Consider the following 25,968-nt stretch of genomic DNA (forward strand, 5'->3'; position numbering starts at 1 on the left):
GAGATTGGAGCCCGGATCATGCGCAAATCTGTGTCCGAGGTGTTCCGATCAAACGCGCGCAAATGGGCAGGCCGGGCAAGCTTGGCACTTGGCACACTGTTGACGGCCTGTGCCACCCAGCCCGCCACCCCGCCGCTCGAAGGCGATCTGCTGATCTCGCATGTAAGAGTGGTCGACTTTTCGGGCGAGGCGCCAGACGTACGCGAAGATGTATTCGTGCTGGTGGATGAGGGCGCGATTATCGCCGTAGCGGATACGCGGGAGAGCCTGATTGCGGACGCTGAGCAGGATGCCAGCGGGCTAACCATGATCCCCGGCCTGACGGACATGCATGTCCATATCTGGGATGAGGCGGAGCTGGGCGCGTATCTCTCCTGGGGCGTGACGCGGGTGCGCAACATGTCGGGCCTGCCCTTTCACCTGACCTTGGCCGAACAGATTGAGGCGGGGAGTGTGCTTGGGCCGCACCTGGTCACCACCGGGCCGATCCTCAACAGCGCCGGCCCGAATGCGCAGGTGAACCACCAATTGGTCGAGACCGAGGAGGAGGCGCGCGCCGCGGTGGCGTGGCAGGCCGAGCAGGGCTTCACGCGGTTGAAAGTGTATTCGAATTTGACCCGCGAGGCCTATGACGCGGTGCTGCAAGAGGCAGAGGCGCGGGGGATGATCGTGACGGGCCATACGCCGGAAGGCGTGCGCGGGCCGGGCGTGCCATTTGAAGCGCCGTTCGACATTGCGTTCGATGAGGTGCTGAATGATGGGTTCGAGACGATCGAGCATGTGGAGTCGCTTGTCTGGCATGGGTTGAGCGATCGGGAAGATGCAGTTGCCGCGCAGGCGCTGGCCGGTCAGATCGCCGAGGCTGGCGTGCCGATCACGCCGACGCTGCTGGCCTTTCACAATCTCTGGCGTGTGGCAGACACACAAGGCGCGGCGCTGACCCGTCCGGAGACGGACCTGTTGAATCCGTTGGTGCAGGCCACTGAAACGGACATGTACGAATACTGGTCAGGCGCACCGGCAGGGCCCACCGCAGAGCGGGATGCGTTTCACCTGCGCATGACCAGATGGCTGCGCGCGGCGGGCGTCACGCTGGTCGCAGGCAGCGATGCCGGGATCTTCACCAATGTGCCGGGCCTGTCGCTGGTCGAGGAATTGGAGCTGATGGTGGCGGCGGGGCTGACGCCGTTTGACGCGCTGAAGGCGGCGACGGATGCGCCCGCTCAGGTGTTGGGACGCAAAGGTCTGGACGGCTGCGCGCTTGAAGGCTGCGCGGCGGATCTGGTGCTTTATGCCTGTAATCCGCTGGCGGACATATCCTGCCTGCACTCGCCTGAAGCCCTGATCCGAGGCGGAGGCTGGCTGAGTAAAGCGGATCTGACGGCCCTGCGCGACAGTGCCCGCAATCATAATCTGGAACGCACACAGGAAAACGTACTGGGCGGCCTTGCCGCGCAGGGCGTCGACATCACCGCGTTGGGCCTCAATTAGCGGGCAGTTTGTCCGGGTTGCGCATGGCGTAGAGCCAGGCGATGCGGCCGGTTGTGTCCGGGGCGAGGGTGAGGACGAGATCGACCTTTCCGTTCAGTCTACGGAGGAGTGCCGGGGCGCCATTGGCGAGAGCGGGCTCCATGGTCCATGTAGCGTCAGACTTGGCATCCTTCATCATCACGGCCATCAAGACCTGAACAATGTCAGCCGGTCCGCGCAGCGGACGTAGTGCGGCGCGGGCCTTGCGGCCGCCATCGGTGTAGGCGGTGGCCTCTGGCGCGAGCAGGCCAAGCACGGCGGCATGATCCTGTACAGCGGCGGCGGCCATGAAGCGCTGGAGGAGGTCCGCGACTTCAGACGGGGCGGCGTCAAAGCGCGGGCCGCTCTCCTGCAGGCGTTTGTGGGCGCGGCTGACCAGTTGGCGGCAGGCGGCTTCGGACTTGCCTGTGACGGCGGCAATTTCGTCATAGCCGGCGTCGAAGGCTTCACGCAGGATGAAGGCGGCGCGCTCGGTTTCCGACAATCGCTCCATCGCCCACAGCAAGGCGAGCTCGCATTCCTGGGCGAGGGCGAATTTCTCCTCGACGCCAAGCGAGGGAGATTCGACAATGGGTTCGGGTAGCCACGGGCCGGGATAGGTTTCCCGGCGTGCGCGAGCCGAGCGCAGCGCGTCGATGGCTATGCGGGCGGCGGTGCGACGCAGCCAGGCGCGGGGGTTCTCGATGCGCGTGCGGTCTGTTCGCTGCCAGCGCAGCCATGTGTCCTGCACCGCGTCTTCCGCGCTGGCCCGCTCGCCCAGCATGCGATAGCACAGGGCGGTCAGGCCGGGGCGTTCGGCCTCGAAGATGGCGGTGTCGGCGCTCATGCGGGGAGGATCACTTCTTTGCCGGCAAAGTCCAGCCTCTGGCAGGCCTTGCCATGGCCCATGCCGCGCTTGAGCACGGGATAGATCCGGCCGGAGGCGGCGGCGAAGGCACAGGAGAGGGCGGCCTGCTCCCCGAATTCGGAGATGATCTCGCTGCGCAGATCATCCGCCACCGGATCACCAGATATGGCGGCCTTGGCAAAACGGTAGCCGAGCCCCATCGCGCCAGCCTCCAGCGGGCGGCCTTCGGCGCAGGCCTGCAGGGCGTCAGCATCTGCCCCCCCCGCCAGCGCCATGTCGACGACCAGTTGGGCGCAAGGCCCGCAATCGCCGTCAAGCGTGGAGGCGAGCAATGCGCCGGTCCACGGGATTTGTCCGGCGGGCGCGCCGCGATATTTGTAGAAGGCGGGCAAGCGGGACAGGCCCCAGGCCGCGCCGGGCGAGATGTCGATGATCTCGTGCATATAGCTGGTGTCATAGTTGAAAGCGCGCTGCATCTTGCGCGCCTGAGCATGGAAGAGTTTGCGGATCATCGGGCGGCCTCCTTGCGGGCAAAATTGAGCGCGGCGGCGAGGGCGAGCCAGACCGGCAGCTGGATGGCGGTGAGATTGGAGGAAGCCACATGATCCAGCGGAAAGCCGCGGCTGATCCAGATCCAGATATGGAAGAGCGCATGCAGGGCCGGCCATGTCGCGCCGATGATGGCGGCGGCCCGGTTACGCGCATAGGCGCCATAGGCGAGCGCCCCGGCGCTCATGCCGAAGACCAGCGCGATGTCGCGGATAAAGTGGAGGTTGAATGGCCCCATCATCGCAACGCCGGGGACGGCTTCGTACCAGAAATGCGGCGCAAACCACATCACCAGTCCATTGGCAAAATGAAACGCCGCAATGGCGATCAGGCACAGTCTCCACATGTTCATAACTCCCTGTTTCAGGAGTCAGACGAGACAGGGACGGATTTTGTGACAGGTGAGGCCCGGCTGCCGAAAGACAAGCGGGCCTCAGACCAGGATTTACTCGCTGCTGGAGTCCAGCATGGTGAGTTCATGCATCAGGTATTGACCCGTAATCTTGCGGAGTTCGGGATATGTCTTCGATGTCTCGCGTGAACTATCCTGATTGGCTTCACCCCAGGCCGCCATGAACGCATCATATTTTTCCCTGGAAGGGCCGATATCTGCCATGCTCGCATACTTCACGCCGAGGAGGATGTTGAAGTGTCCACTGTCCGGCATGGCGCTGACCATGATGGTGTAGTCTTCAATATGGCCGAGTGATTTGGCCACGTCATTGGATTCAACCCATGTGGATTTGATGCCTTCGAGGTAATAATCCCCCATATTGGAATCGACCTTGATTGTCGCGATCTCCCACACGGTATCGCTGATCGTATAATCTTCGTATGCGTTCAATTGCGCCAGTGCCGGAGTCGCGAAAGCCGTCAGCGCTGCTGACAAAAGTAGTCCCTTGATGTTCATTATCTGTCTCCAAGACGAAAGAGCGCCTGCGCGCTCGTCAGTGGCCCCACCGCCACCATGACAACAGGTTAATGTTGGTTAACGTCCGAGGCAAGCAAAAGACGGTCCGTAATCAAATAAAAATAGTCAGAGGGCGGCGTATTTTGCGTGCCGGTCATATCTGGTACTGATGCGGCTGTTGCAGGTCGCGTACTCAGGAGGCCGTCCCTTATGAGCTCGCCAATTCAAGCGCTTCCGCAGCGTCCATCCATTCGGTTTCAGCGGTTTCGGCTGCGCTGACATGTTTTGCGCGGTCTTTCAGGAGTTTTTCCAGTTCGTCCGCAGGAGGTGTGCCGCTGGCGAGCTTGGCGTCGATCTTCGCAATGGCGGTGTTCGCCTTTTCGAGCCGGTCTTCGGCGTCGCGGGCTGTTTTCTTGAGGGCGCTGAGGCGTTTCTTCTCTTCGGGAGTGATCTCCTTCGGAGCAGCCGGCTTGGCCTGTTTGGCAGGCTTGGCCCCCTTGGTGTCGTCGCGGTCGGCCTTCATGACGAGGGCGCGATAGTCGGCAAGGTCGCCATCATAGGGCGCGGCGCGGCCATTATTGACCAGCCAGAGCCGGTCGGCCGTGGCCTCGGCAAGGTAGACATCGTGGGTGATGAGCAGGACCGCGCCGGGGAATTCGTTCAGTGCGTAGATCAGCGCTTCGCGGCTGTCGATGTCGAGGTGGGACGTCGGCTCGTCGAGGATCAGGATGTGCGGCGCGGCCGATGACATCAGGCCGAGCAGGAGGCGCACCTTTTCGCCACCCGACAGCTTCTCGACATTGGTTTCCACTTTCTCGTGGCTGAAGCCCATCGCCGCGGCAGCTGCACGGACTCGCGCTGGCGGTGTGCCGGGCGGCATGATGCGCTGGACGTGCATCAGCACGCTGTCACCTTCGGAGAGTTCGTCGAGCTGGTCCTGCGAGAAGTAACCGATACGGACCGCCTTGGGCACGACCCGGTCGCCGCCAATCAGCGAGAGGCGTTCGCCGATGGATTTGACCAGCGTCGTCTTGCCTTGTCCGTTTGCGCCGACAATCGCGATGCGGTCGTCCGGGTCCAGACGAAGGTTGACCTTGTCGAGGATGACTGCGTCCTCGCCGTAGCCGAGGGTGGCATTGCGCAGCTCCAGCATGGGTGGGGCGAGCTTGTCCTTTGGCGGGGCAAAGTGGAACGGCGTCGTGCGGTCACCCACCGGGATGGAGATGTCCTGCATCTTTTCCAGCATCTTGATGCGCGACTGGGCCTGGCGAGCCTTGGAGGCCTTGGCGCGGAACCTGTCCACGAAGGCCTGCAAGTGTTCGCGGTCCTTGTCCTGTTTGGCTTTCTGGGATTCCAGCTGGGCGAGCTTGGCCGCGCGCAGTTTCAGCCAGTCATCATAGCCGCCCGGCGTGATTGAGAGCTTGCGGTGCTCCAGCGCCATTGTGTGCGTGACACAGCGGTTCAGCAGCTCGCGGTCATGGCTGACGATCAGGACGGTGTACGGATATTTCTTGATATAGGTTTCGAGCCAGGCCGCGCCTTCAAGGTCGAGATAGTTGGTCGGCTCATCGAGCAGCAGGAAATCCGGCTGGGAGAACAGGACACCGGCAATCGCCGCGCGCATACGCCAGCCGCCGGAGAATTCTTTCGTGGCGCGGCCAAGGTCTTCAGTGGTGAAGCCGAGGCCGTTCAGCACTTCGGCGGCGCGCGCTTCGGCGGTCCAGGCATCAATGTCGAGCAGGCGCTCATGGATTTCACCGATGCGGTCGGGGTCGGTCGCGGTCTCGGATTCCTGCATCAGGGCGTGGCGCTCTGTGTCAGCGGCCAGCACGACGTCGAGAATGGTCTCGTCAGTGGCGGCGACCTCCTGCGCGACCCAGCCGAGCCGGGCGCCGGTATTCAGGCGGATGGCGCTGTCATTGCGCGGGTTTTCCACATCCTCGCGGATCAGGCGCAGCAGGGTGGATTTGCCCGTGCCGTTGCGGCCCACAAGGCCGACTTTCCAGCCGGCCGAGATCTGCGCCGTGGCAGATTCAAACAGGGGCCGGGCTTCGACCTGAAAATCGAGATTTGAAATGGTAAGCATGCGCGGCGGTCTACTAGAGACTACCGTGAAAGCAAGGGCGTGGGTGCGCTATCGGATGATGCGGGCGATCCCGGGCAGATTGCGGGCATCTGCGGGCGGGAGAGATCAGAGAGTATGCCCGCCATGCCACCAGTAGGGGGAGAACTGTAAATGGCATGACGGGCGGTTCGCTGCATTACTCTGGGGGGAGGGGGACAAACGCAGCGAACGCAAACCTCTCTCTCCAACCAGATATAGGTAGCAGGCTGGCCGGGTCCAAGCGGCTCACGCCTTCGTGAAGCGTGAAGTTTGGGTAATGTTGGAGGAGAGCCCTCAAGCACCCCGGCGCGGGGTCAGGGGGCGATGTCCCTGGCAAATATTTCGTTCATGCCAAATGTTTCAACGGTGGTCACAAGGTCAGTTACTCGGCCGTCGACTTGCGCATTGCGAAGCTTCAGCGCCTTGAGACTATCCGGAACGCTTCGCAGCGCGCGAACGCCTTCGGCCAATTCATCGGCGCTGGCGTCTATTGCGCCGCCTCATGTGTTATCTCAAGTGCGGTGTCGATCAGGCGATGAATCTCAGCGAGCTGGGCTTCCCATGGCAGCAAACCGTCGCGCAGGTAAGCGTCATAGGCGTCAAGGTTTTCGGCCACCGCATTCAGAAAGGCTCGATCCTCTCTCATAGCTTCCAAATCGCAGTCGGGTCGTGTCTGCATTTCGCCCAGCTCGGCGTCAAAGACCGGTTGAACCTTCACAAGCTCTGGTCTGAGCATCAGCAAATTATTCGCCAGGGCGTGATCTTTCTCGATATAGGCCAAAAGCGCTTCAACGCGTTGCTCATAGTCAACAAGTGCTGCGCGTAGCGCCGGGTCCCTGATAATGGAAAGCCGCCCGGCATTTGTCAGCTCCGTGACCGAGGGCAAACTGAGGACGTTGATATTGTAGTAATGAGAGGTGGCGATCGCCATGCATTCGGCTTGAGTCAGCCGGTCTCGCTCAACAACGTCAAAAATGACTTCGGTCGCTGAGCGAAGATCATCAACGACAGACACCCTGCGCGCACGAACGCGCTCTGACGATTGCTCAACCCTGACAATATCAGGGTGCAGGCGTTCCATGAAATCGGCCTCGGCGACCCGGTTGCCGCGCACCACGTTCCAGTTGTTCACCTGCAGACCGAGGAAGACACCCAGCACGACAATCAGCGTTTCGATGACGACCGTGAACCAGTCCCGCCTGCGGATCGCATTGGTGAGACGGCGGAGGATCATGGGGCGACCCCGTCATTGCGAAGCCCGTCGATCACGACTTCGAGGCTGGCGATGTTTCCGCCAATATTGTTGCGCACGGTGGCAACCATGGAATACTGGTGGCGCAAGGCTTCCCGAATTGACGGCGAAGATTTCAGTTCATGCGCCGTTGCCTCGAGCAGGGCCTCATCCACATCTATACGACACTCCTCCACAAAGCCGGTAATGGTGCCGGCTTCGCCGACCGTGTCACTGCACCCTTCCCTGATCGCCAGCTGGAGGGGCAGCGGAATGAGTGCCCGGACTGCAAACCTGTAGGGCGTGCCCTGCAGCAGGCTATTGGTCTCGTCGTTCAGATCCTGAAACTTGTAATATTCGGACAATCCATCCGCCACCTCCTGGCTTGGCAGCAGGCCGAGATGCCCGGAAGAGACGATCTGATCCCACGTCGCCCGGTCGGTCGGATTGTTGCTGAACTCGCTCGCCCGGTAAGCGGCGGCAACGAGGTCCTTCGGGTTTGCATCAGGGCTGGCCAACAGCCGATCGGCCTCCACGACACTCGCGAGCACCTGATCATAATAGGCGAGCAGAACCAGATTGTCGGCCAGGTCCTGTTCAAGGTCGGCGACCAGACGAATTGTGTATTGGTCACCCAGCTCCCGGTCTGCCCGCGCGCCATTCCAGTTGCCAAGCTGGATACCGAGGAAGACACCGAGCACGACGATCAGCGTCTCGATCACCACGGTGAACCAGTCCTGCTTACGCAGCGCGGTGGTCAGTCGGCGAAGGATCATGAGGCCCGCTCCCGCTCTTCCGCGAGGAGCTGAAGGATGTCTTTGATCTGGTTACGGAAACGGATCAGGAACAGGTGATAATTGTCCTGGGTAAGATATGCGTTCTGCAACGCAATGTGGATATCCGGATCCTCGAGCAGGACCGTGTGATCGACTGTTTCCACCGCTCCGATCTGGGCGAACGTCTCGGACGGGGTGCCCGGTGCAACCAGTGTTTTCGCCTTGAAAAGCACACGTGCCAACTCATCGACCGGCGCGGTGAAGGAGCCACTGAAAACTTCGCGGCCAAATTTGATCGAGCTGTCGAATTCGTAGAGCCTGTCTCGCAGGTTGCCATTCGCGATCAGGCGCATGCGCCCGGTAGAGACGAGCTCCTGAAAGGCCGCCGAAGGTCCGGGGAACGTCGCCACAGAGTCCACGAGCGCGAGGTCTTCGTTTAGCGTCTGCTCATTGAGGTCGCCGGTACGAATGCCCGTGATGAGCCGGCTGGTTGCTTCCAGCACCAGGGCTTGCTGGCCAATACCGCGATTGGTGAGCGTGAGCTGCAGCTCGAAATCACGCTCCAGCCTTTCCAGAACATTCTGCGTATCTGCCTGCTCGAACCGCGCCTGGTTCCAGTTATTGACCTGCAGGCCGAGGAAGACACCGAACATGACGATCAGCGTCTCCACCGCGACGGTGAACCAGTCCTGCTTGCGTAGCGCGGTGGAGAGGCGGCGGAGGATCATTTCGCTATGTCCCATCCGCGCGCGCCGATTTCTTGCGCGAGCGCCTGTTCGGCCTCGTCGACACGGTCAAGGACGGCGTTGTTCCAGTGGTAGAGGTTGCGCGTGGCTTCGCGTGTATTGCCCACGGCTGAAAGAAATTCGAAGTCCTGACAGGCACGTTCCAGCTCGAATTCCAGATTCTCCCAACGTTCCCAACGCCCGGAATCGACGCCTTCCGGACTGTCAAAATAGTAGAAGCGCCGCGCATAACTGGTCCACGGCGCGGCGTGCTCGAGCCATTGGGGTTCGACGCGTAGCTGGCCGTCGGATTCCTGAGACATCAGATTTATGGCCTCACGGACGTCGGGGTTTGAGATCACTTCGAACTGGCCGGATGCCCGCAGCTGGTCCACCAGCTCCCTGTCGACAACCGCAAAATTGTACTTTCCCAGCGAACCGAGCGCCGCGACCACCGCCTGCCGATCTGTTTCGGCTATTTCGCAAGTGGCGAGGCTGGACAGAAGAACACCTTCATTCTCGACCTGACGTACCAGGAACGAGCCTGAACTCCGGATGGCTTCAGCGCTTCGCTGCATGTCGCTATGCAGACGCAAGATGTACTGGCGCTCCATGGACCGCTCGCCGCGGGCCTCATTCCAGTTATTGACCTGCAGGCCGAGGAAGACACCCAGCACCACGATCAGCGTCTCGATCACCACGGTGAACCAGTCCTGCTTGCGCAGCGCGGTGGTCAGGCGGCGGAGGATCATGGGATGATCTCCGGATTCAGGGGTTGATTCAGCAGCGAACCTTCAGGTATCGATTGATCGGTTCTCAAACAGCTTGCGGAGAATTCCTTTCCGGACTCAAGCCTTTCTGTCAAACAGGCAGACCAGCTTGAAAGGCGCCGGACCTCGCCCCGATACTCACGCAACCGCTCCATGTTCGCCTGGTATGTTGGCCGCAGTGATTTTCCGTCTGGTGTATAAAAATGCATCGAGTCAGATTTTTCATAGGGCAGGATCTCTGTCTCGACGAAGGTTACATAACGAACGTATTTTTCCCCTACGCCGTCCAACTCGGAGTAGTAGAAGTTCAAATCAAAGAGCATGACCGGATCAAACAGGCCTGCGATGTCCATTTGTTGTAGCACTGTCCATGTGAGGGGGGCCTTGTCCGATCCGTCAATCCGGAAATAGAAGGGGACCGGCTGCTCGCCGCGTTCGTAGGCCGCGTGCCAGACGGTAAGCCCTGTGTCGATCACGCAAACTTGCAATTGCTCCTGAACGTAGATGGCGTCTCTTAGGTCGGTGGCCAGCGCCCTGATAATCTCGGCCCGGCGCGATTCTGCCGCACGCGCCTCATTCCAGTTATTGACCTGCAGGCCGAGGAAGACACCCAGCACCACGATCAGCGTCTCGATCACCACGGTGAACCAGTCCTGCTTGCGCAGGGCGTCTGTCAGGCGGCGGAGGATCATGTGCTGGTCTCCTCACTGAGAGTCGCGAGATAGTCGTCGAGTGCCCTCTCAACCTGTGCCAGATAGTCAACATAGATGGCCTGCAAGACGGCCACATTGGCGGCGAGACCGATGATTTCGGTATTCCCGCAAATCTTTCCGGGGGTCAGCAATTCATAGCTGCCGGGATCGTAGCCACCCATGGGGACCACCACGATTTCGCTGCGCCCGGTCAAAGAAACCCCGGCCACTCTTTGCGCTTCCCGATTGGCATCCTGCTTTACGCGGATATAGCGTTGCCACTGGCGATCGACGAAACCCATTTCATCCGTCATGGTCTGAATATTGGCGCGGATACTGGTCGACCGGATAAGCGACAGACTGCCCGTGTTCAGCGCTTGCTCAGCGTTTGCCAGGGAAAACCGTGGCGGCGGAAAATCCGCGATACTGATAATCAGGATCGTCAGTTCGTTCCCCATGGCCATGCAGGAGTCTTTGTCCCTGAGCGCCAGGGCGAACCGGGCAGCATCATCGCTGATCCCCTGATGGACCTCTATGTAACGCGACATTTCGCTGCGCGCTGTGGTGGCCTCAGACACTATCCGGGTCATCAAATCAGCCGCCTGTCCCCTGTCTGCGCGCGCGTCATTCCAGTTTGCGACCTGAATACCGATGAACACCCCGACCACGACGATGAGGAAATCGAGCGCCACCGCGAACCAGTTCTGATCTTTTACATGTTTGGTCAGGCGGCGGAGGATCATGGGTTTCTGCCTGCGATGGTGCGGAGACTTTTTAGCGTGTCCGCATTGACGGTTTCGAGATCGGTGATCGCGGTTTCCAGGTCGGCGAAGCGGATCTGCAGCGCTTCCACAATTCCTGCGTCAGTGCGTAACAGCGTGGCGGCAGCGGCGATGGCATCCGGCGCAAGCCCCAGTTCGCATGGATAGGCCAGCGAGCCGATGATCGCATCATAGTCGCCAGTCGGTGCGAACCGGTCGCCGCACTTTTCAAGCAGCGCCTGCTGGACATCGGCAGGCACGCGGCGCCGGAACAGTGTCCTTATGGGCGCCTCACGCCCCTCGTCGGCAATCACATCGATCAGCGTCGTCGTGTAGATAGAGACGGCCGTCGCTCGAAGCTTATCACTCGCGATCAGCCCGATATCGCCAGTCGAGATCAGCTCGTCAAACGTCGCACGGTTCCGGTCCATGTATTTGTACTGGGTCGCGCGATAGGCGCTGACCAGGAATTGCTCATCAGACAAGGGCCCCGTGCCCGACAGTGCGTCGATCGCAGCCTTCGCTCCGGCGCGGACGTCCCGATTGTAGGCGATCAGGTATTCATAGGCCCAAGCTTCATAGCGCAGGTCCTGCGTCAGGCGCTCGCTGAACACGGCCGCGCGCTGGCGCGTTTCGCGATCGTCGTTCCAGTTCGACGCCTGCAGGCCGATGAACACACCCGTCACCACAATGACGAAATCCAGCCCCACCGCGAACCAGTTCTGGTCTTTTACATGCTTAGTCAGGCGGCGGAGGATCATGCCCGTCTACTCCACAGCCTGCAGCTGGTCCCAGAGATCAATCGGCGGCGTATCATTCACCATGCCGTCGACCATGTCCGCGAACCCCGCATTGAAATAGCCCCGGCAGAGCTGCCACAGGGCCCGTCCGCGCGGCGTGCCAAGGACGAAATAGATGACGCCCTGATACGTCTCCCACGATTCTTTCGTGATCGCGCCGTTCTGGTATTGCAGCCATTCATACTCGCGCGCCCGCATCTGGCCGATCATCCAGAAAAACAGCTTGGTCTTCTCCTCGAAGCTCGGTGTTTCGGTTTGCGAAAAAATGCGGCCCAGTTCGGGGAAGTCGACGAATTTGTAGACGCCGGTCTGGTCATAGGTGAGCTGCGCCTGCCGACCTTCGGAACGCATCTGCTGGGCGCCCTGATGGACCTGCAGGGCAAGATAGATGAGGGTCGCTGCTACAACGACGACACCGGTGATCTGTGCAATGAGGGCAACTTGTTCGAGGGTCATGGCTCCATCTCCAGCAATGGGGCGGTCGGCCCGGCCTTGATCAGCCCGTCGACAAGCTCGCGGAAGCCGGGCGGGAAGTGATGGCGGCGCGCCTTCCAGAAGCCCTGATAATATTTGGAAGCCAGATGGTCGCGAAAATGGTTTTGCGAATGCAGCCAGAAGTCTTCCTCGAAGACCTTCTTGCGGGCCTGGTAATGCATCACCTGATAGCCGCGTGTGACCATTGTGTAGAACACGTTGAGCCGCGTCCTGTCAGCGGCTTCAAACTCCTGTGGATCCGTGTCCAGCCCCCGCAGGAACAGATCGACCATTCCGGCTTCGCTGAGGATTTTCATATGGTCGCGGAAGATGTCATAATAGCCAACCGCCGCTGCGATGCGCTGCTGGTCGGCAGAGTGTCTGAGCTGGAAACCGACGAAGATCAGCGACGCAATCACCGCAACCGACGAAATAATCCCGGCAACGAAATAGAGCTGTTCCAGCGTCATTCTTGCGCCCCCTCATCTGTTTCGTCGGCCGCCGCTTCTGCCGGCACTTTCAGTGCGTCCAGGTACCCGACGAGGAAATCCTCATCGAGGGCGGCGATGATCGGGCCGGCGTCCCTTTGCATCGCCGTGCCTTCCCAGCCGGGGGCCTGCAGTGCCCACCAGTGTTTGGCGAACCGCGATCCGAAATAGAAGGGGGCGGTGTTCGCGATATGCTGGCGCACGCGCTCGTCCGAGATCAGCCCGGCATCGCGCATCATGAACATCTGGTCCCATTGCAGCATGATCGCGACGAGGACGCTGCCAACCGCCTGGTTCTCGGTGTCGCTCAAGGCTTCCGGCGTACGGATCGCCTTGACCCAGATGACCGACATCTCCGGCCTGGCGATGTTGAACTCGATCTGGGCCAGCAAATCATTCTTCTGCTGGTCCATCGCCGCGCGCGTCAGAGCCGCGTTCTGGCGAACTTCCACGATCAGGACGACAAGGCCCAGCAGGACACCGACATTCGCGGCAAGGGTCAGCCAGCGATTGAGCCGCTCCAGCGGGGCTGGGTGCGGCGCCGCGGGTGGCACTGTCGGGGAAGTCGCGGCGGGCGGTAGAGGCGGTGGATCAACACGCGCTTGCTTGCGTCGCAGACGGGACAGGACGGTTGGAAGTTTCACGAGGCGTCCGGCCTCGCACAATTTGTCCCAAGATGATCAGACATGTCGTCCGCCAGCATGTTTTCGTCCCCCAGCCGCGCACTTTAGGCCGGGAATGGGGGGTGACAAGTATTTTCCGGGGAGGCTTAACGCCCGACATATATCAGCGTGCCTTGCGGGACGAGGGTCATGAAGGTGTCGAGGTCGGTGCGCGAAAAGGCGATGCAGCCATTCGAGCGCCCCAGCTTGCCATAGTTGTCGATCATCGCAGGTTCGGCATAGGCGGCAGAATGGATGACGATGGCGCGACGACGGGCATTGGCATTGGTCTTGTCGAGGCCATCGAGACGCAGCGAGCGGCCATGCTTGCCGTAATATTCCTCGGCCGTGAGATAGGCGCCTTGCGGACTCGCCGAGGAGCCGGGCACATCAGAGAAGGCATCAAGGAAGCCATCATGATCCTTGTCGGAACCCCGGCCATGCGTGGTGCGATAGGCGTTGACGAGGCCGGTTTCGAGATCGACCACGAAGAGGCGTTTCTGCGCAGAATGCAGGCCGTAATCGACGATGACCAGTCGGCTCGGATTGGTTCGGTCGGAATGCCGGCTCATCGCCTGTATGGCCTCGCCCAGCAATTCCGGTCGGATCATGCGATCGGGATCAATCTCGGCGGCGTGCGACGGGAGCGGAAGGAAACAGAGATAAAGCAGGATCAGCAAGCGGCGCATGGGCTATCGGGCTTTCGAGCGTGTGAACGAGGTGTCGATTGGCTGGACGGGGGGGCGGATGAAAGACGCCGCGAAGACGCCGGAAGACAAATACGATTTCGCGGGCGAGGATGATAATCATGACCGCCACGAGGGTGAGCATGGCAAAACTGAGCAAGGCGAGGGCGGTGACGAGTGTTTCCAATTTTCGCACAGTGCGAACCTTTCGTGTGAGCTGGCCAATGCGGACGTCGCGGAAGGCCTTGGCGTCGCGTAAGCCGTGAGTATGGTGTGACAGCAAAACTTGTAGAAAAGAGGGCAGAAAATGGCCGAGGGAGAAACCGCTGCAGAATTGTTCACGGGCACCAAGCCTGTGGTCGAGTCGCACAAATTCGATGAGGCGAAGCTCGCCGCGTGGATGGAGGCCAATGTCGAGGGTTATCAGGGCCCTCTGGAAGTGCGCCAGTTCAAGGGCGGACAGTCCAACCCGACCTACCAGTTGGTCACGCCCAACAAGAAATATGTCATGCGCCGCAAGCCGCCGGGCAAGCTGTTGCCGAGTGCGCACGCCGTGGACCGTGAATTCCGCGTGATTTCCGCGCTTTACCCGCTGGGATATCCCGTCGCCCGGCCTTATGGCCTGTGCACCGATGAGAGCGTCGTGGGCACGATGTTTTACGTCATGGACATGGTTGAGGGCCGCATTCTGTGGGATGGCACGCTGCCGGAATATGAGCCTGCTGAACGTCGCGCCATCTATGAGGCAAAGGTGAAGACGTTTGCCGATCTCCACAATGTCGACTGGCGCGCCGCAGGCCTGGAAGGCTTTGGCAAGGAGGGCGATTATGTGGCCCGCCAGATCCATCGCTGGACGAAACAGTACAAGGCATCCGAAACCCAGCATATCCCGGAAATGGAACAGCTGATCGAATGGCTGCCCAAGAATATTCCACCGGGCGACAAGACCACGATCGTGCATGGCGACTACCGTCTCGACAATATGGTGCTGCATCCGACCGAGCCAAAAGTGATCGCGGTGCTGGATTGGGAGCTTTGCACGCTGGGCGACCCGCTCGCGGACTTCTCCTATCACCTCATGAACTGGGTGATGCCACCGGGGGATTCCTCGCGCGGTTCGATCATGGCGATTGATGACCTCGCGGCCTGGGGCATTCCGAGCATGGACGAATATGTCGACATGTATTGCAAGCATACGGGCCGCAATGGCCTGCCGGAGCTCGACTATTACTTCGCCTATAATGGCTTCCGGCTTGCGGGAATCCTGCAGGGCATCATTGGGCGCGTCCGCGATGGCACGGCCAACAGTGCCAATGCCGAGTCGAACGCCGCGCGGGTGGTGCCGCTGGCGCAGTTTGCGGCCGAGTATGCGCGCCGGGCCGGGATGCCGGGGTGAGTTCCGTCCCGCCCGGCCTGCCGGGCAGCGGGTCTGATTACCGGTATCTGAGCCGACGTGACATCTGGCTGTTGACGCTGGCCTGCGCGGTGGTGACGGCCAACGCCTATTACATCCATCCGATCATCGCTCTGGTGGCGGACGATTTTGGCGCGTCGCCGTCGGAAATTGGGTTGGTGCCTGCGTTCAACCAGATTGCGCTGGCGCTCGGCATTTTCCTGTTGCTGCCGCTGGGGGACCGGTTCAGCAACAAGCGGCTGGCGACCGTGTTTGCCGCAGGCCAGTTCGCGGGCATGCTGGCCATGGCATTCGCGACCGATTTCCGGCTGTTCATTGCAGGTTCGACATTTCTCGGATTTTCAACGATCACGCCCTATTTGCTGCCGGCCTATGCGTCGAAGCGCGTGCCGCCCGAACGGCTGGGCCAGACCATGGCGATGCTGACCACGGGCGTCATCTCCGGCATTCTCGTTGCGCGCGTGGGCGGCGGCTGGCTGGGTGAGCATTATGGCTGGCGGTCGGTATACTATGTTGCTGCAGCATTGATGGGCGGGGTGACGCTGTTGCTGCCGCAGATCATGGATGAGCGACAGGGGCGCGGCGATGCGCAGGAAAAGCAAAGCTATGTCGGACTTGTCATGTCGGTGTTCCCGGTTGTGCGGCGACACCCGGAAGTTCTGCTGTCTGGTGCGATGCAGGGGCTCGGCTTCGGTGTCTTCCTGGCGGTGTGGCTCGGGCTCGGCCTCTACCTGACCAGTCCTGAAATGGGCTATGGTGCTGATACGGTCGGCTATCTGGCGGCGCTTGCCCTGATCAATGTGTTCACCACGCCGTTCTTCGGTGGTTGGGCCGACCGGATCGGGCCCCGACGGCTGAGAGCATTCGTAGCGCTGGTGCAGTTTTCCGGCGTCTGCCTGCTCGGCGTGTTCGGCCACAGCCTGTGGATGTTGCTGGTGCCATTGATGCTGATGAATGTGGTCGGGCCGCTGATTGATGTGACCGGGCGGATGACGTTCCTGAATCAGCCGCCGGAAGTGCGCACCCGTCTGATGACAGCATATATTGTGCTGATGTTCATCGGAGGCGGGCTGGGCAGCTGGGCGGGCACATCTGTTTATGAACTCTGGGGTTGGCCGGGCACGGCGATGATGGCGCTTTGCTTGTCAGCTACCTTGTTGGTGTTGGCATTGATTGCCGTGCGGCTGGATCCAAAACGGTCGAAAACACATGCTGAGGAGGACGCAGATGGCTGACAGTGAGGGCCCACGCCCGACCTTCTGGATACCAACCCAATCGACAGAGGACCCCAACCGGTTTGAATTCGTCGCGCGCCAGAGCGCCTGTGCGGGACCGCCAGACCGGCAATTCCTGATGGGCGGCGTGTCCATGGCCGCAGGCGTGCATGCATTGGAGACTGCGATCGGGCGCCCTCTGCTATGGGCAACGGCACAGTTTGCGGGCGGCGCGACGCTGAACTCGCGCATCGACATCACGGTGCGCAAGCTGGCCGAGGGAAGGACCGTTGTGCAAGCGGTTGCCGATTTGACGGAAAACGGTCGCTCAGTCTTGCACGTTTCAGCCGCCTTGGGCGGATGGGATGACAGCGAGGGGCGGCAGTTTTTGAACATGCCCCCTGTGCCGCCGCCAGCGGAATGTGCGGAAAGTCACGAGATTCCCTTCTCGCGGGACGACAATCTTGCCGGACGGATCGAGCGCCGGTCTGTGCATCAGGATGATGCGACAGCGGAGGAAATGGTCTGGGTGCGGGTGAAGGATACCGGACCCGCGGATGCCGCGCGACTGTCGCTGATCTCAGACTTTTTCCTTGGCGCACATACCCGCACGCGAGGCGGGCGAAGCCTCGACAACACAGTGCGCATCCACGCGCTTCCGAAGACAGACTGGGTGCTGAATGTGACGCGCATGTCGGGCTTTGCTGCCGGCGTCGCTCATGGCGTGCTGTACCAGTTCGGAGAAGACGGCACCTTGCTGACAACGGCCAGCCAGACAGGCCTGTTGCCGCCGCGATAAACCTTGCCGGAACACCCCAGATAGAAGACGATGAAGGACGGAGGAAACATGACAGAGACAATCAAGGGGCCACTGCGCGCGCCCGCTCAGATGCTGCAAGAGCAATCTTATGATGGGCACAAGAGCCTTCATGATGACAGCGAAGCGGAGCGACTCGGCATCAAGGCCGGGCCGATTGAAGGGCCGACGCATTTCTCGCAATTCGTGCCATACCTTGCCGAAATCTGGGGCGACGCCTGGTTCGAGCGCGGCTGTTTCTCCAGTCATTTCCTGAACATGGTGTTCGAGGGTGAGAAGGTGCGTGTCGAAGTCGATCGCCCAGCGCCGGGGGCGACGCGGACAATGTGCCGGGCGTTCAAGGAGGATGGTACGCCGGTGCTGGAGGCCAGCGCGTCGATTGGGCCGGATCATGGTGAGACATTGCTCGAAGCGCGCATGGCAAAGCTGCGCCCGGCGGGAGACCTCGTGATCCTCGCTGATATGAAAGTGGGCATGACCGGCGCAGCCGACGAAATGGTTTCGATGGACCCGGATCAGCATATGGGAAATCTCTATCCCTTCTCACTGGCTGACAAGTTGAAGGTCATCACAGAGCCGATGGATGTATACTCTGATGGCGCTGCGGGGCCGTGGGGCAAACCAATTGTGCCCCTGGAAATGGTCAGTGTGCTGGGAAACTACTCCAACCGAAATTCCAAATTCCCGGTCAAGCAACCTGCGATTGGTCTGTTTGCCGATCTGGAAATTCGCATGGTTGATGGGCCGCTCCTGGTGGGAGAGACCTATCTGTTGCGTCGCGAGGTCGTGGCACTGTCGGAAAGTCGCCGGGTCGAGAATTACTGGATCCGCACACGCTTCTTCGATGCGGCGGGCGAAAAGCAGGTCGCCGAGATGCTGCTGAATCATGGCGTGATGAAAGCGAGCTATCCGCACTATCCTGCCGACCGGCTGCCGGCCTGAGGAGGATCGCATGAAGGGATTGCTGTATCAGGGCACGCGCGACATTGCTTATGGCGAGGCGCCCGAATTGAAACCGGAAGATACGCGTAGCGCCATCGTCAAGATGACCGCCTGCGGGATATGCGGGTCGGACCTTCATATCTATCAGGGCCACGGTTTCAGCGAGGAGACTGGCTATTGTGTCGGGCACGAAGCCGTGGGCGAGATTGTCGAGACGGGCAGCGGCGTGTCGCGATTCAGGACAGGCGACCGGGTCATGATCTCGGCCGCTGTGGGCTGTGGCGCGTGCCTGCCTTGCATGTCGGGCAATATGAATGAATGCGACACGCATGGCGGGCGTTGCTATGGGCTCGGCCCCGGCCTGCAGGGCGTGCAGGCCGAATATGCGATGGTACCGGTCGCGGATTTTGGCCTGGCGCGCATTTCGGACGGGATCAGTGATGACCAGGCCGTTCTGTTGACGGACAATTTGCCAACGGCCTGGCATGGGCTGAAGGGTGCGGACATTCATCCCGGTGCGACTGTTGCCGTGGTCGGGTGCGGTCCGATTGGCCTGATGGCCGTGGAAGGCGCATTCCTGATGGGCGCGGCGAAAGTCTATGCGGTCGATCTGGTTGCGGAGCGGCGCGCCATGGCAGAGGCGATGGGCGCGATTGCGCTCGATGCGAGCGAAGCCAAGGCCGTGATCGAGGAACAGACCAGAGGCCGGATGTGTGACAGCGTCGTGGAATGCGTCGGGGCAGACCCGGCGATCCATCTGTCGCTGAAACTGGCCAAGGCGGCGGGCACGGTTTCTTGCATCGGCGTGAACCAGACGATGGACTTCAAATTCCCGATGGCGCTCGCCTTTATCAAGAATTTGACCTTCCGGACGGGCACCTGTTCGGTGCCGCAGCATTGGCCGGAATTGATTCCGCTGGTGCAGGCGGGCAAGCTGGCCCCGGAGCGCACCATTACCCACCATATGCCGCTGTCGGAAGGGGCAGAGGCGTATCGTATGTTTGACGCACGCGAGAATGGTGCGATGAAAATGATCCTGACACCTTGAGGGAGGGCTGACCTGATGACTTCGATGATGAGCAAACTGGCTGCGAGCGCGGCGCTGGTAACCGTGATAACCGGCGCAGCACTGGCCGAGACAACCCTGATTCATGCCGGGCACGTGCTGGCCGAACCGGGGGAAGGTTACCTGACCCGCCAGACGATTACGGTGGAAGACGGCGAGATCGTCTCGATTGAAGCGGGCTACAAGCGCGCGCCGCGGGGGGCGGACCTGATAGATCTCAAGGAGGCTTATGTCCTGCCCGGCCTGATCGACAGCCATGTGCACATCACCGGCGAGAATGGGCCGAATGAGCGGATCAAGGCGTTCGAGGACACGGATGTGGATGCGGCTTTCGATGGCGCGGGCTTTGCCTACAAGACATTGTTGACCGGCTTCACAACGGTTCAGGATGTCGGGGCCTCGAACGCAGCGATCTTCGGCCTGCGCGACGCAATTGCGAATGGCAACGTACCGGGGCCGCGTATTCGGGCCGCAGGCCAGGCGATCAGCGTGACCGGCGGGCATGGCGACATCAATGGTTATTCTCCGGAAGTCATGGCGATGTTCACCGGCAAGAATATCTGCAATGGCGCGGATGATTGCCGCCGGGCGGTGCGCCAGCAGATCAAGGAAGGCGCAGACGTCATCAAGATCACCGCGACCGGCGGAGTGCTGTCAAATACGCGGGCCGGACTGGAACAGCAGTTTACGGATGATGAACTGGTCGCGATTGTCGAGACGGCGCATTCGATGGGCCGGAAGGTAACCGGGCATGCGCATGGCAAGGGCGGCATCGTGTCGGCGTTGAAGGCTGGCATCGATTCCATTGAGCACGGCACCTATACCGACGATGAAACGATCGCCCTGTTCAAGGAACATGACGCTGTTCTGGTTCCGACGGTGCTGGCCGGAGCGACGGTGACGGGTTGGGTCAATGAGCCCTGGCTGCCGGCACCGAGCCGGGAAAAGGCCGCAATTGTCGGGCCGTTGATGCTGGATATGTTGCGTCGCGCGCATGAAGGCGGGGTCAAGGTGGCGTTCGGCACGGATACGGGCGTGTCCAAGCATGGCGATAATGCGCAGGAATTCGCGCTGATGGTGGAGGCGGGGTTCACGCCGGAAGAGGCCATCCGCGCAGCGACTGTGATTGCGTCAGAACATGTGGAGATGTCCGATGTCGTCGGCACGATCACGGCGGGCAAGCATGCCGACATCATTGCGGTCATGGGAGACCCCCTGAAAGACATTACTGAATTGCAGGATGTTGATTTCGTGATGAAAGGCGGAACGGTCTACAAGCAGGCGCAATGACCGGTCCGAACTTCGCCTCAGCCGCGAAGCGTTTTGACTTTCCCAATCAATCGCCAGAGACTTGGCGATTGATGAGGAAGCGGCGCAAGCCCCGCGATATTTAGAGTGAGTTGCATGAAACGAGATCTTTTCCTTGCCCGCGCGATTGCCGGGGCTGCGCTGTTCAGTGTCGCGGCGTGTGGAGGGGAATCGGCAGATGCGCCGAAAGCAGTGGCCGCCGAAAGCGGACCTCAGTGTGTTCAACTCGCTGAAGGCGACTATTACTGGGACGGGACGGCGTTTGTTGTCTCCAGTACACCCCCGGCATCACAACCCGCCGCCACCGAGACGGGGCCAGCAAGTGTTGGCTGGGTGGGCGCGCTAGAGCGGACATTCCCGGATGCCGGGTTCCCGTGGATGGGCCTGCATGTCAGTGGGCCGGTTGCCGTTCTGACCGGCCTGGCGCCGGATCCGGCCGCCAAGGAGCAGGGCTTTCTGGTCGGACAGGCGGCCCTCGAGGACAATGCCGAAGTCGCCTCAGATGTGACCCTCGTCGTGGATGGCATCTCGGTTGAAGAAGGCGAGCGGGGCGTGGGCGAGGCGCTGGCGGCATTGTCTGATGGCGAAGCCAATGCCGGGCGGTGCCAATCTGCGTTCAATGCCACGATGGATGACCGCACCATCATGTTCCAGAGCAATCTGGCCATCATCTCGCCGACCAGCGAACGATTGCTGGATGCGCTGACCGGGGTGGCGTTGCTGTGCGATGCGTATGCCATCGAGATTGGCGGCCATACGGATTCTCGCGGCTCCAATCAATATAATGAAGTGATCTCCCAACAGAGGTCAGAAGCAGTGCGTGACTATATGATCGAGCACGGCGTCGAGGCTGAAGCGTTGACGGCGATGGGGTATGGGGAGTCCCGTCCGCTGGACAGGGCGGAAACCTACGAGGCCTGGGCAAAGAACCGACGCATGGAATTCAAGGTCTCGGAGCGACGCTAGAGCGCTCCAGGTGTGCGACCTGCCCCCGCTGTTTGGCCGCAGCGGGGGCTTTTGTTTTTGCGATCAGGAGATTGAGAGGATCAGTCCTTCGGAGGGGCTGACCTGGGCGTCGATGGTCTGCGTCCATGCTTTCGTGATTGCGTCTGCACCTTTGGCGTGGCGCGGCGTGACGAAGTCCTTCGAGGCCGTGTAGAAACTCTTCAAGGCAGAGCCGAGCCGACGATTGATCTCAGCGCCGCCGAGCGTGGCTGCGCGTTCAGCGGCATAAGTCGGCACGAAGAAGAATTCCGGCTGAGGATCTGGCAGCGCGATGGGCGAACGGTCGCCTTCCCAATCGGTCACGCCGATGACGAGACTGCGAACAAGCCGGTCTTTCAGGGCATTATGGACATCTGCCGTCAGTGTGGGGCGTCCGAGGAAATCGACAAAGGCTGTCAGGCCGCGCGCATGCAGGCGGTCGGCGTCATCATAGGTGCGGACACGCCCGTACAGGCCGGTCTTCTCCAGAAAGTCCTTGTTGCCGGGCGAGGTCAGCGCAACCGTGTCGACACCGCCGCGAACCTTCAGGCAGTGAGCCAGCGCCATGGCGGTCTTGGACGAGGCCGAGGAGATCACAACGGTTTCCGGAACCGGGTCGCCGGTTTCCATCAGGCAGTCATCAATCATCCAACCCGTCGTGAAGAGTGGACGGAAAAGCATTTGCTGGTCTTCGAGCGCGGCATCGTAGGAAGGGTCGCCAGCAGTGTTGATGTATGTGTTGTAGATGGGCGCGAGGCCCTGGCGGTGGGCGGCGCCATCCATGAAACCATGTTTGCCGACGCTGACCGGCTCAACATCAAAATGTTCGGAGATGGGGAGATATCCGTACAGGCGGTCACCCTCATTCACATGTTCAGTCTTGGATTCAACCACGGTCGCGAACCCCCAGACGGGCACTCGGCCAAAGCTTGCATCTGCGGCGGGGAAGAAGTTCCAATACTGCATCTGGTCGCCAAAAGTGGCGTAGGTGACATTGTTGGCCGTCAGGGCAAACGTATCGACCTTGAGACGGGCAGCGCCGTCGGCCAGGGCAGGCAGGTCGGCTGGGGTCCAGCGCGTGTCGCGCAAATCATCACGGCGGATCAGGAAATCACTCATGTCTTCGCTTTCTTGCTCTTGCCCGTAAAGGCCGCGATTCGGTCCTGCATGTCAGGCCCAACCCCTTCGCAATTGAGTATCTCCCATTGCAGGCCACTATCCAAGTCTCGCGCGTCGGTCGCCTCCAGCAGACGCTTGTTTGCCGCATGGGAGAATGGCGAGTTGGCGAGTATGCGATCCGCCAAGTCCTGACAGGCGCTGTCGAAGTCGGCGTCTGCCACAACTTGCTCGACGAGGCCGATGCGGAAGGCCTCATCAGCACTGATCATGTCGGCGGTGAACATCAGGCGTTTTGCCGTGGCAATCCCTACACGGCGTGGCAGGCGCTGGCTCATGCCCCAGATCGGGGTAAGCGCCCATTTGGCATGTGTGTCTCCGAAACGTGCGCTTTCCGCGGCGATGATGAAATCAGCCGCGAGGGCAACTTCCAACGCACCTGTATAGCAGTGGCCGTGGACGGCCGCGATGACCGGCTTGGGCAGGCGCTCCATCAGGCGGAGCGTTTCAGAGTGCCACCCCGGTGACGGGACTTTTTCACCTTCGGCAATGTCGCCAAGATCATGCCCGGCAGAGAAGCATTTGCCCGCCCCGCGCAGGATAACGCAATTCACACTGTCATCCGCCTCGAGGTCGAGCACATGATGGCGAAGTTCGCGGAACATGCCGACCGTGAGTGAATTGAGTTTGTCGGGCCGATTCAGGGTAAGAGTCGCAAGGCCGTCTTTGTCCTGACGAAGGACCAGCGGCTCGCTCATGTGCCGAGGTCCACCATGAGGCTTGAAATGGCGTGCACGAAATTGCTGGGCGCGAGGGTTTGTTCGCCAGTCCACTTTATGTTCGGGAAGCGTGAGAGGATGTTGCGATAGGCTGAGTCCAGCTGCATGTTGGCAACGCGCTGGCCCAGGCAGACATGCGGGCCATGGCCGAACGCCAGATGTTCCTTCGCATTGGCGCGGGTGATGTCGAAACGGTTCGGTTCGGGAAACTTGGACGGGTCTCGATTGGCCGCAGCATAGTACATGACCACTTTGTCGCCCTCGGCGATGGTCTGGCCGCCAAGGTCCGCCTCCGATGTTGCTGTGCGGCGCATATAAGTGACGGGACTGACCATGCGGATCGATTCATGGACGAAATTGGGAAACAGATCCTCGTTCGCGATCAGCTTTTCCTTCTGGTCGGCGAATTCGGTCAGAAGGCGCATTGTGCCCGACAGCGAGTTGCGGGTCGTGTCATTGCCAGCAAAGACGATCAGGAGCCAGGAACCATCAAGGAATTCGGGGCTCAGTGGCTCGCCGTCAATCTCGACATTGGCGATCGCGGACAGAAGATCGTTCTGCGGATCGGCACGGCGCTTGGCCAGCATATGTCGACCATAATCGAACATGGCCTGAATCTCTGACATGAAGGCCATGATCTGTTCGGGCGTGACATTGCCGAGACCTTCCTGCTGGGCCTGGTATTGCGAATTTTCCAGGAAGTGCATCCAGTGGACAAGTTTCGGCCGGTCCTCTGGTGGTACGCCAAGGATTTCGCACAGCGTGAATAGCGGCAATTCGGCGGAGAACAGCTCCACCATGTCGACCACAGGGCCCTGTTTCTCCATCGCGTCGAGCAGGAGGTTGACCTGTACATCAACGCGTTTGCGCAACTCCGCCACGAATCCGGGCCGGAAGAATTGCATATGTTCCATACGGAGTGTCGTATGGTAGGGACGGTCGAGATTGATCAGGCTGTTCAGGCTGGATGAGTGTAGCAGCGGATGGCGGGGCGTGTCTTCCTGACCATAGGTCATCAGGATGCCACCGCGCTGCGAGGAATAGATAACCGGGTCGAGTTCGACTTTCTTGACGAGATCATAGGAAGTCACCGCCCAGAAACCGGCGCCGACCTGTTCGGGGTGCCACATGACCGGGGCCTTCTCGCGCATTTCCGCGAAGGCTTCATGAGTGTAGCCGCCGCGGGAAGAGAAGACGGTCGGGTCCGTCAGGTCGACTGGCGGCGCGAGATCGAAGACAGGCTTGTTCTTCGGTGGCCGCGGCGCGGTATCGACCTGATAGGTCTCGGTAACGTTCTGAAGTGGCATGAGGGACCTCCGTATGGCTTTGCCGCCGGAGACCTATCAATGGCCGTCTCAGCGAGGCTTTGTGCGTTTCCTGAAAGTCAGCTTACCTGAAGGTGACCTGCTGCCAAGGCGTGACTTAGGGGCAGGCTTTTTGGAGGTGCGAGCCGGCTCGGCAGGCCGGGCAGCGTGCTCATTCGTCATCAAGTGGCCGATGGCTTGTTGTAGCAGGTCTGTCGGCACTTCCTCGACCGCGCCGGGGCGAAGATCGTCCAGCAGGAACGGGCCGTACTGCACGCGGATCAGGCGGTTCACCATGAGATTCACCGCTTCCAGCGCACGACGGACTTCGCGTTTCTTGCCTTCCGAGAGGGTGACGGTTAGCCAGCTGTTTGCGCCGGTTTCCCGATCGAAAACGGCGGTGATCGGCTTGTAGTCGACACCATCGACCGTGATGCCTTCGGCCAGTTCGGCAATCTTGTAGTCGGTCACAGTGCCCTTGGCCCGCACACGATAGGTGCGTTCAAGCTCGTTCTTCGGCAGCTCCAGGGCGCGGGCAAGCGCGCCATCATTGGTCAGTAGCAGAAGGCCTTCGGTGTTCAGGTCTAGCCGGCCGACGGTGACCACGCGTGGCAGGGATTTGGGCAACTCGTCAAAGACCGTGCGCCGACCCTCCGGGTCAACAGTGGTGGTGATGAGGCCAGCCGGTTTGTGATATCGCCAGACGCGCGTCGCATCAGGGGCCTGAATGGTCTTGCGGCCCACGCGGATCAGTTCGCGGCCTGTGACCTTGAAGGCAGGAGAGGTCAGCTTGACGCCATCGACCGTGATCTTGCCATCCTCGATCATGCGTTCGACCTCGCGGCGCGAGGCGACGCCAGCGCGCGCGAGGTATTTGGCGATCCGTTCGCCTTCGCTCCAGTCTTTCTCTTCGGCTGGACGCTTGGATTTTGGGGCTGGGCGTTGCTTGCTCGGGCTGGAAGGTTTCCGGCGCGGGCGGCCCGTCTCTCGACGCTCCGTCATGGGATATTCTTTCTGTT

At 60.7% G+C, this 25,968-nt stretch carries 29 protein-coding genes; 9 read left to right on the forward strand and 20 right to left on the reverse strand.

Annotated elements, in window-relative coordinates:
• The first annotated feature begins 18 nt into the window (after positions 1-18).
• Positions 19-1,491, forward strand: a complete 1,473-nt coding sequence (locus B3527_RS08625; protein WP_290478938.1) for an amidohydrolase family protein — start codon at positions 19-21, stop codon at positions 1,489-1,491.
• Here the strand turns inward: B3527_RS08625 and sigJ are convergent.
• From sigJ to B3527_RS08705, 16 genes are all read right to left on the reverse strand, one after another.
• A complete protein-coding gene (gene sigJ, locus B3527_RS08630; protein WP_290478937.1) occupies positions 1,484-2,356 on the reverse strand; it encodes an RNA polymerase sigma factor SigJ in 873 nt (290 codons plus the stop codon). The two genes, B3527_RS08625 and sigJ, sit on opposite strands and share 8 nt — an antisense overlap.
• Complete coding sequence (locus tag B3527_RS08635) at positions 2,353-2,889, reverse strand: hypothetical protein (protein ID WP_290478936.1); 537 nt, start codon at positions 2,887-2,889, stop codon at positions 2,353-2,355. The genes sigJ and B3527_RS08635 overlap by 4 nt, the downstream gene beginning before the upstream one ends.
• The gene (locus tag B3527_RS08640; RefSeq protein WP_290478935.1) at positions 2,886-3,278 is read right to left on the reverse strand and encodes a hypothetical protein; all 393 of its coding nucleotides are present in this window, start codon (positions 3,276-3,278) and stop codon (positions 2,886-2,888) included. The genes B3527_RS08635 and B3527_RS08640 overlap by 4 nt, the downstream gene beginning before the upstream one ends.
• 93 nt (positions 3,279-3,371) lie before the next feature.
• On the reverse strand, positions 3,372-3,836 hold the full coding sequence (locus B3527_RS08645; RefSeq protein WP_206992727.1) for a hypothetical protein: 465 nt from the start codon (positions 3,834-3,836) through the stop codon (positions 3,372-3,374).
• A gap of 208 nt (positions 3,837-4,044) precedes the next feature.
• Positions 4,045-5,922, reverse strand: coding sequence for an ABC-F family ATP-binding cassette domain-containing protein (locus B3527_RS08650; protein ID WP_290478934.1), 1,878 nt, complete (start codon positions 5,920-5,922; stop codon positions 4,045-4,047).
• 505 nt (positions 5,923-6,427) lie between these two features.
• Positions 6,428-7,174: a hypothetical protein gene (locus tag B3527_RS08655; protein WP_290478933.1), complete on the reverse strand. Its 747-nt coding sequence runs from the start codon at positions 7,172-7,174 to the stop codon at positions 6,428-6,430.
• A complete protein-coding gene (locus B3527_RS08660) occupies positions 7,171-7,947 on the reverse strand; it encodes a hypothetical protein (RefSeq protein WP_290478932.1) in 777 nt (258 codons plus the stop codon). The genes B3527_RS08655 and B3527_RS08660 overlap by 4 nt, the downstream gene beginning before the upstream one ends.
• Complete coding sequence (locus tag B3527_RS08665; protein WP_290478931.1) at positions 7,944-8,675, reverse strand: hypothetical protein; 732 nt, start codon at positions 8,673-8,675, stop codon at positions 7,944-7,946. The genes B3527_RS08660 and B3527_RS08665 overlap by 4 nt, the downstream gene beginning before the upstream one ends.
• Entirely contained in the window at positions 8,672-9,424 is a 753-nt protein-coding gene (locus B3527_RS08670) for a hypothetical protein (protein ID WP_290478930.1), read from the reverse strand. The genes B3527_RS08665 and B3527_RS08670 overlap by 4 nt, the downstream gene beginning before the upstream one ends.
• A complete protein-coding gene (locus B3527_RS08675; RefSeq protein ID WP_290478929.1) occupies positions 9,421-10,134 on the reverse strand; it encodes a hypothetical protein in 714 nt (237 codons plus the stop codon). The genes B3527_RS08670 and B3527_RS08675 overlap by 4 nt, the downstream gene beginning before the upstream one ends.
• Positions 10,131-10,877 (reverse strand): hypothetical protein, encoded by a 747-nt coding sequence (locus tag B3527_RS08680; protein WP_290478928.1) that lies wholly within the window; start codon positions 10,875-10,877, stop codon positions 10,131-10,133. The genes B3527_RS08675 and B3527_RS08680 overlap by 4 nt, the downstream gene beginning before the upstream one ends.
• Positions 10,874-11,656, reverse strand: coding sequence for a hypothetical protein (locus B3527_RS08685; RefSeq protein WP_206992733.1), 783 nt, complete (start codon positions 11,654-11,656; stop codon positions 10,874-10,876). The genes B3527_RS08680 and B3527_RS08685 overlap by 4 nt, the downstream gene beginning before the upstream one ends.
• Before the next feature lie 6 nt (positions 11,657-11,662).
• Positions 11,663-12,151: a hypothetical protein gene (locus B3527_RS08690; RefSeq protein WP_290478927.1), complete on the reverse strand. Its 489-nt coding sequence runs from the start codon at positions 12,149-12,151 to the stop codon at positions 11,663-11,665.
• Positions 12,148-12,639, reverse strand: a complete 492-nt coding sequence (locus B3527_RS08695; protein ID WP_290478926.1) for a hypothetical protein — start codon at positions 12,637-12,639, stop codon at positions 12,148-12,150. The genes B3527_RS08690 and B3527_RS08695 overlap by 4 nt, the downstream gene beginning before the upstream one ends.
• Positions 12,636-13,301: a hypothetical protein gene (locus tag B3527_RS08700; RefSeq protein WP_290478925.1), complete on the reverse strand. Its 666-nt coding sequence runs from the start codon at positions 13,299-13,301 to the stop codon at positions 12,636-12,638. The genes B3527_RS08695 and B3527_RS08700 overlap by 4 nt, the downstream gene beginning before the upstream one ends.
• 125 nt (positions 13,302-13,426) lie before the next feature.
• Positions 13,427-14,008 carry a murein L,D-transpeptidase catalytic domain family protein gene (locus B3527_RS08705; protein ID WP_206992737.1) on the reverse strand — a complete coding sequence of 194 codons (582 nt, stop codon included), beginning with the start codon at positions 14,006-14,008 and terminating at the stop codon, positions 13,427-13,429.
• On the opposite strand from B3527_RS08705, the gene B3527_RS08710 reads away from it, so the two are divergent.
• The 8 genes from B3527_RS08710 to B3527_RS08745 all read left to right on the forward strand — a co-directional run bounded on the left by B3527_RS08710 (position 14,007) and on the right by B3527_RS08745 (position 21,732).
• The gene (locus tag B3527_RS08710) at positions 14,007-14,264 is read left to right on the forward strand and encodes a hypothetical protein (protein ID WP_206992738.1); all 258 of its coding nucleotides are present in this window, start codon (positions 14,007-14,009) and stop codon (positions 14,262-14,264) included. The genes B3527_RS08705 and B3527_RS08710 overlap by 2 nt on opposite strands.
• A 48-nt stretch (positions 14,265-14,312) precedes the next feature.
• Positions 14,313-15,401: a phosphotransferase family protein gene (locus tag B3527_RS08715; protein WP_290478924.1), complete on the forward strand. Its 1,089-nt coding sequence runs from the start codon at positions 14,313-14,315 to the stop codon at positions 15,399-15,401.
• Positions 15,398-16,654, forward strand: a complete 1,257-nt coding sequence (locus tag B3527_RS08720; RefSeq protein ID WP_290478923.1) for an MFS transporter — start codon at positions 15,398-15,400, stop codon at positions 16,652-16,654. The genes B3527_RS08715 and B3527_RS08720 overlap by 4 nt, the downstream gene beginning before the upstream one ends.
• Complete coding sequence (locus B3527_RS08725) at positions 16,647-17,432, forward strand: acyl-CoA thioesterase (RefSeq protein ID WP_290478922.1); 786 nt, start codon at positions 16,647-16,649, stop codon at positions 17,430-17,432. Before B3527_RS08720 ends, B3527_RS08725 begins: the two co-directional genes overlap by 8 nt.
• Before the next feature lie 48 nt (positions 17,433-17,480).
• Positions 17,481-18,392 carry a hypothetical protein gene (locus tag B3527_RS08730; protein WP_290478921.1) on the forward strand — a complete coding sequence of 304 codons (912 nt, stop codon included), beginning with the start codon at positions 17,481-17,483 and terminating at the stop codon, positions 18,390-18,392.
• A 10-nt stretch (positions 18,393-18,402) separates the two neighbouring features.
• Positions 18,403-19,440 (forward strand): alcohol dehydrogenase catalytic domain-containing protein, encoded by a 1,038-nt coding sequence (locus B3527_RS08735; protein ID WP_290478920.1) that lies wholly within the window; start codon positions 18,403-18,405, stop codon positions 19,438-19,440.
• Positions 19,441-19,464: 24 nt separating this feature from the next.
• A complete protein-coding gene (locus tag B3527_RS08740) occupies positions 19,465-20,748 on the forward strand; it encodes a metal-dependent hydrolase family protein (protein ID WP_290478919.1) in 1,284 nt (427 codons plus the stop codon).
• A 114-nt stretch (positions 20,749-20,862) separates the two neighbouring features.
• On the forward strand, positions 20,863-21,732 hold the full coding sequence (locus B3527_RS08745; RefSeq protein WP_290478918.1) for an OmpA family protein: 870 nt from the start codon (positions 20,863-20,865) through the stop codon (positions 21,730-21,732).
• A gap of 63 nt (positions 21,733-21,795) precedes the next feature.
• On the opposite strand, the gene B3527_RS08750 is transcribed toward B3527_RS08745, so the two are convergent.
• From B3527_RS08750 to B3527_RS08765, 4 genes are read right to left on the reverse strand one after another with little or no spacing between them, the layout of a single operon-like run.
• Entirely contained in the window at positions 21,796-22,869 is a 1,074-nt protein-coding gene (locus B3527_RS08750; RefSeq protein ID WP_290478917.1) for a DUF2855 family protein, read from the reverse strand.
• Positions 22,866-23,624, reverse strand: a complete 759-nt coding sequence (locus B3527_RS08755) for an enoyl-CoA hydratase/isomerase family protein (protein ID WP_290478916.1) — start codon at positions 23,622-23,624, stop codon at positions 22,866-22,868. The genes B3527_RS08750 and B3527_RS08755 overlap by 4 nt, the downstream gene beginning before the upstream one ends.
• Complete coding sequence (locus tag B3527_RS08760) at positions 23,621-24,952, reverse strand: cytochrome P450 (protein WP_290478915.1); 1,332 nt, start codon at positions 24,950-24,952, stop codon at positions 23,621-23,623. Before B3527_RS08760 ends, B3527_RS08755 begins: the two co-directional genes overlap by 4 nt.
• Before the next feature lie 48 nt (positions 24,953-25,000).
• Complete coding sequence (locus B3527_RS08765; RefSeq protein ID WP_290478914.1) at positions 25,001-25,951, reverse strand: pseudouridine synthase; 951 nt, start codon at positions 25,949-25,951, stop codon at positions 25,001-25,003.
• Between the last annotated feature and the right edge of the window lie 17 nt (positions 25,952-25,968).

Source organism: Hyphomonas sp. UBA4505 (genome assembly GCF_002388685.1).
GTDB lineage: Bacteria > Pseudomonadota > Alphaproteobacteria > Caulobacterales > Hyphomonadaceae > Hyphomonas.

Bases quoted from the DNA above. Each gene is read 5' to 3' on its own strand.
- B3527_RS08625 (WP_290478938.1), top strand. From the start codon at position 19: ATGCGCAAATCTGTGTCCGAGGTGTTCCGATCAAACGCGCGCAAATGG.
- sigJ (WP_290478937.1), bottom strand. From the start codon at position 2,356: ATGAGCGCCGACACCGCCATCTTCGAGGCCGAACGCCCCGGCCTGACC.
- B3527_RS08635 (WP_290478936.1), bottom strand. From the start codon at position 2,889: ATGATCCGCAAACTCTTCCATGCTCAGGCGCGCAAGATGCAGCGCGCT.
- B3527_RS08640 (WP_290478935.1), bottom strand. From the start codon at position 3,278: ATGAACATGTGGAGACTGTGCCTGATCGCCATTGCGGCGTTTCATTTT.
- B3527_RS08645 (WP_206992727.1), bottom strand. From the start codon at position 3,836: ATGAACATCAAGGGACTACTTTTGTCAGCAGCGCTGACGGCTTTCGCG.
- B3527_RS08650 (WP_290478934.1), bottom strand. From the start codon at position 5,922: ATGCTTACCATTTCAAATCTCGATTTTCAGGTCGAAGCCCGGCCCCTG.
- B3527_RS08655 (WP_290478933.1), bottom strand. From the start codon at position 7,174: ATGATCCTCCGCCGTCTCACCAATGCGATCCGCAGGCGGGACTGGTTC.
- B3527_RS08660 (WP_290478932.1), bottom strand. From the start codon at position 7,947: ATGATCCTTCGCCGACTGACCACCGCGCTGCGTAAGCAGGACTGGTTC.
- B3527_RS08665 (WP_290478931.1), bottom strand. From the start codon at position 8,675: ATGATCCTCCGCCGCCTCTCCACCGCGCTACGCAAGCAGGACTGGTTC.
- B3527_RS08670 (WP_290478930.1), bottom strand. From the start codon at position 9,424: ATGATCCTCCGCCGCCTGACCACCGCGCTGCGCAAGCAGGACTGGTTC.
- B3527_RS08675 (WP_290478929.1), bottom strand. From the start codon at position 10,134: ATGATCCTCCGCCGCCTGACAGACGCCCTGCGCAAGCAGGACTGGTTC.
- B3527_RS08680 (WP_290478928.1), bottom strand. From the start codon at position 10,877: ATGATCCTCCGCCGCCTGACCAAACATGTAAAAGATCAGAACTGGTTC.
- B3527_RS08685 (WP_206992733.1), bottom strand. From the start codon at position 11,656: ATGATCCTCCGCCGCCTGACTAAGCATGTAAAAGACCAGAACTGGTTC.
- B3527_RS08690 (WP_290478927.1), bottom strand. From the start codon at position 12,151: ATGACCCTCGAACAAGTTGCCCTCATTGCACAGATCACCGGTGTCGTC.
- B3527_RS08695 (WP_290478926.1), bottom strand. From the start codon at position 12,639: ATGACGCTGGAACAGCTCTATTTCGTTGCCGGGATTATTTCGTCGGTT.
- B3527_RS08710 (WP_206992738.1), top strand. From the start codon at position 14,007: ATGGGCTATCGGGCTTTCGAGCGTGTGAACGAGGTGTCGATTGGCTGG.
- B3527_RS08705 (WP_206992737.1), bottom strand. From the start codon at position 14,008: ATGCGCCGCTTGCTGATCCTGCTTTATCTCTGTTTCCTTCCGCTCCCG.
- B3527_RS08715 (WP_290478924.1), top strand. From the start codon at position 14,313: ATGGCCGAGGGAGAAACCGCTGCAGAATTGTTCACGGGCACCAAGCCT.
- B3527_RS08725 (WP_290478922.1), top strand. From the start codon at position 16,647: ATGGCTGACAGTGAGGGCCCACGCCCGACCTTCTGGATACCAACCCAA.
- B3527_RS08730 (WP_290478921.1), top strand. From the start codon at position 17,481: ATGACAGAGACAATCAAGGGGCCACTGCGCGCGCCCGCTCAGATGCTG.
- B3527_RS08735 (WP_290478920.1), top strand. From the start codon at position 18,403: ATGAAGGGATTGCTGTATCAGGGCACGCGCGACATTGCTTATGGCGAG.
- B3527_RS08740 (WP_290478919.1), top strand. From the start codon at position 19,465: ATGATGAGCAAACTGGCTGCGAGCGCGGCGCTGGTAACCGTGATAACC.
- B3527_RS08745 (WP_290478918.1), top strand. From the start codon at position 20,863: ATGAAACGAGATCTTTTCCTTGCCCGCGCGATTGCCGGGGCTGCGCTG.
- B3527_RS08750 (WP_290478917.1), bottom strand. From the start codon at position 22,869: ATGAGTGATTTCCTGATCCGCCGTGATGATTTGCGCGACACGCGCTGG.
- B3527_RS08755 (WP_290478916.1), bottom strand. From the start codon at position 23,624: ATGAGCGAGCCGCTGGTCCTTCGTCAGGACAAAGACGGCCTTGCGACT.
- B3527_RS08760 (WP_290478915.1), bottom strand. From the start codon at position 24,952: ATGCCACTTCAGAACGTTACCGAGACCTATCAGGTCGATACCGCGCCG.
- B3527_RS08765 (WP_290478914.1), bottom strand. From the start codon at position 25,951: ATGACGGAGCGTCGAGAGACGGGCCGCCCGCGCCGGAAACCTTCCAGC.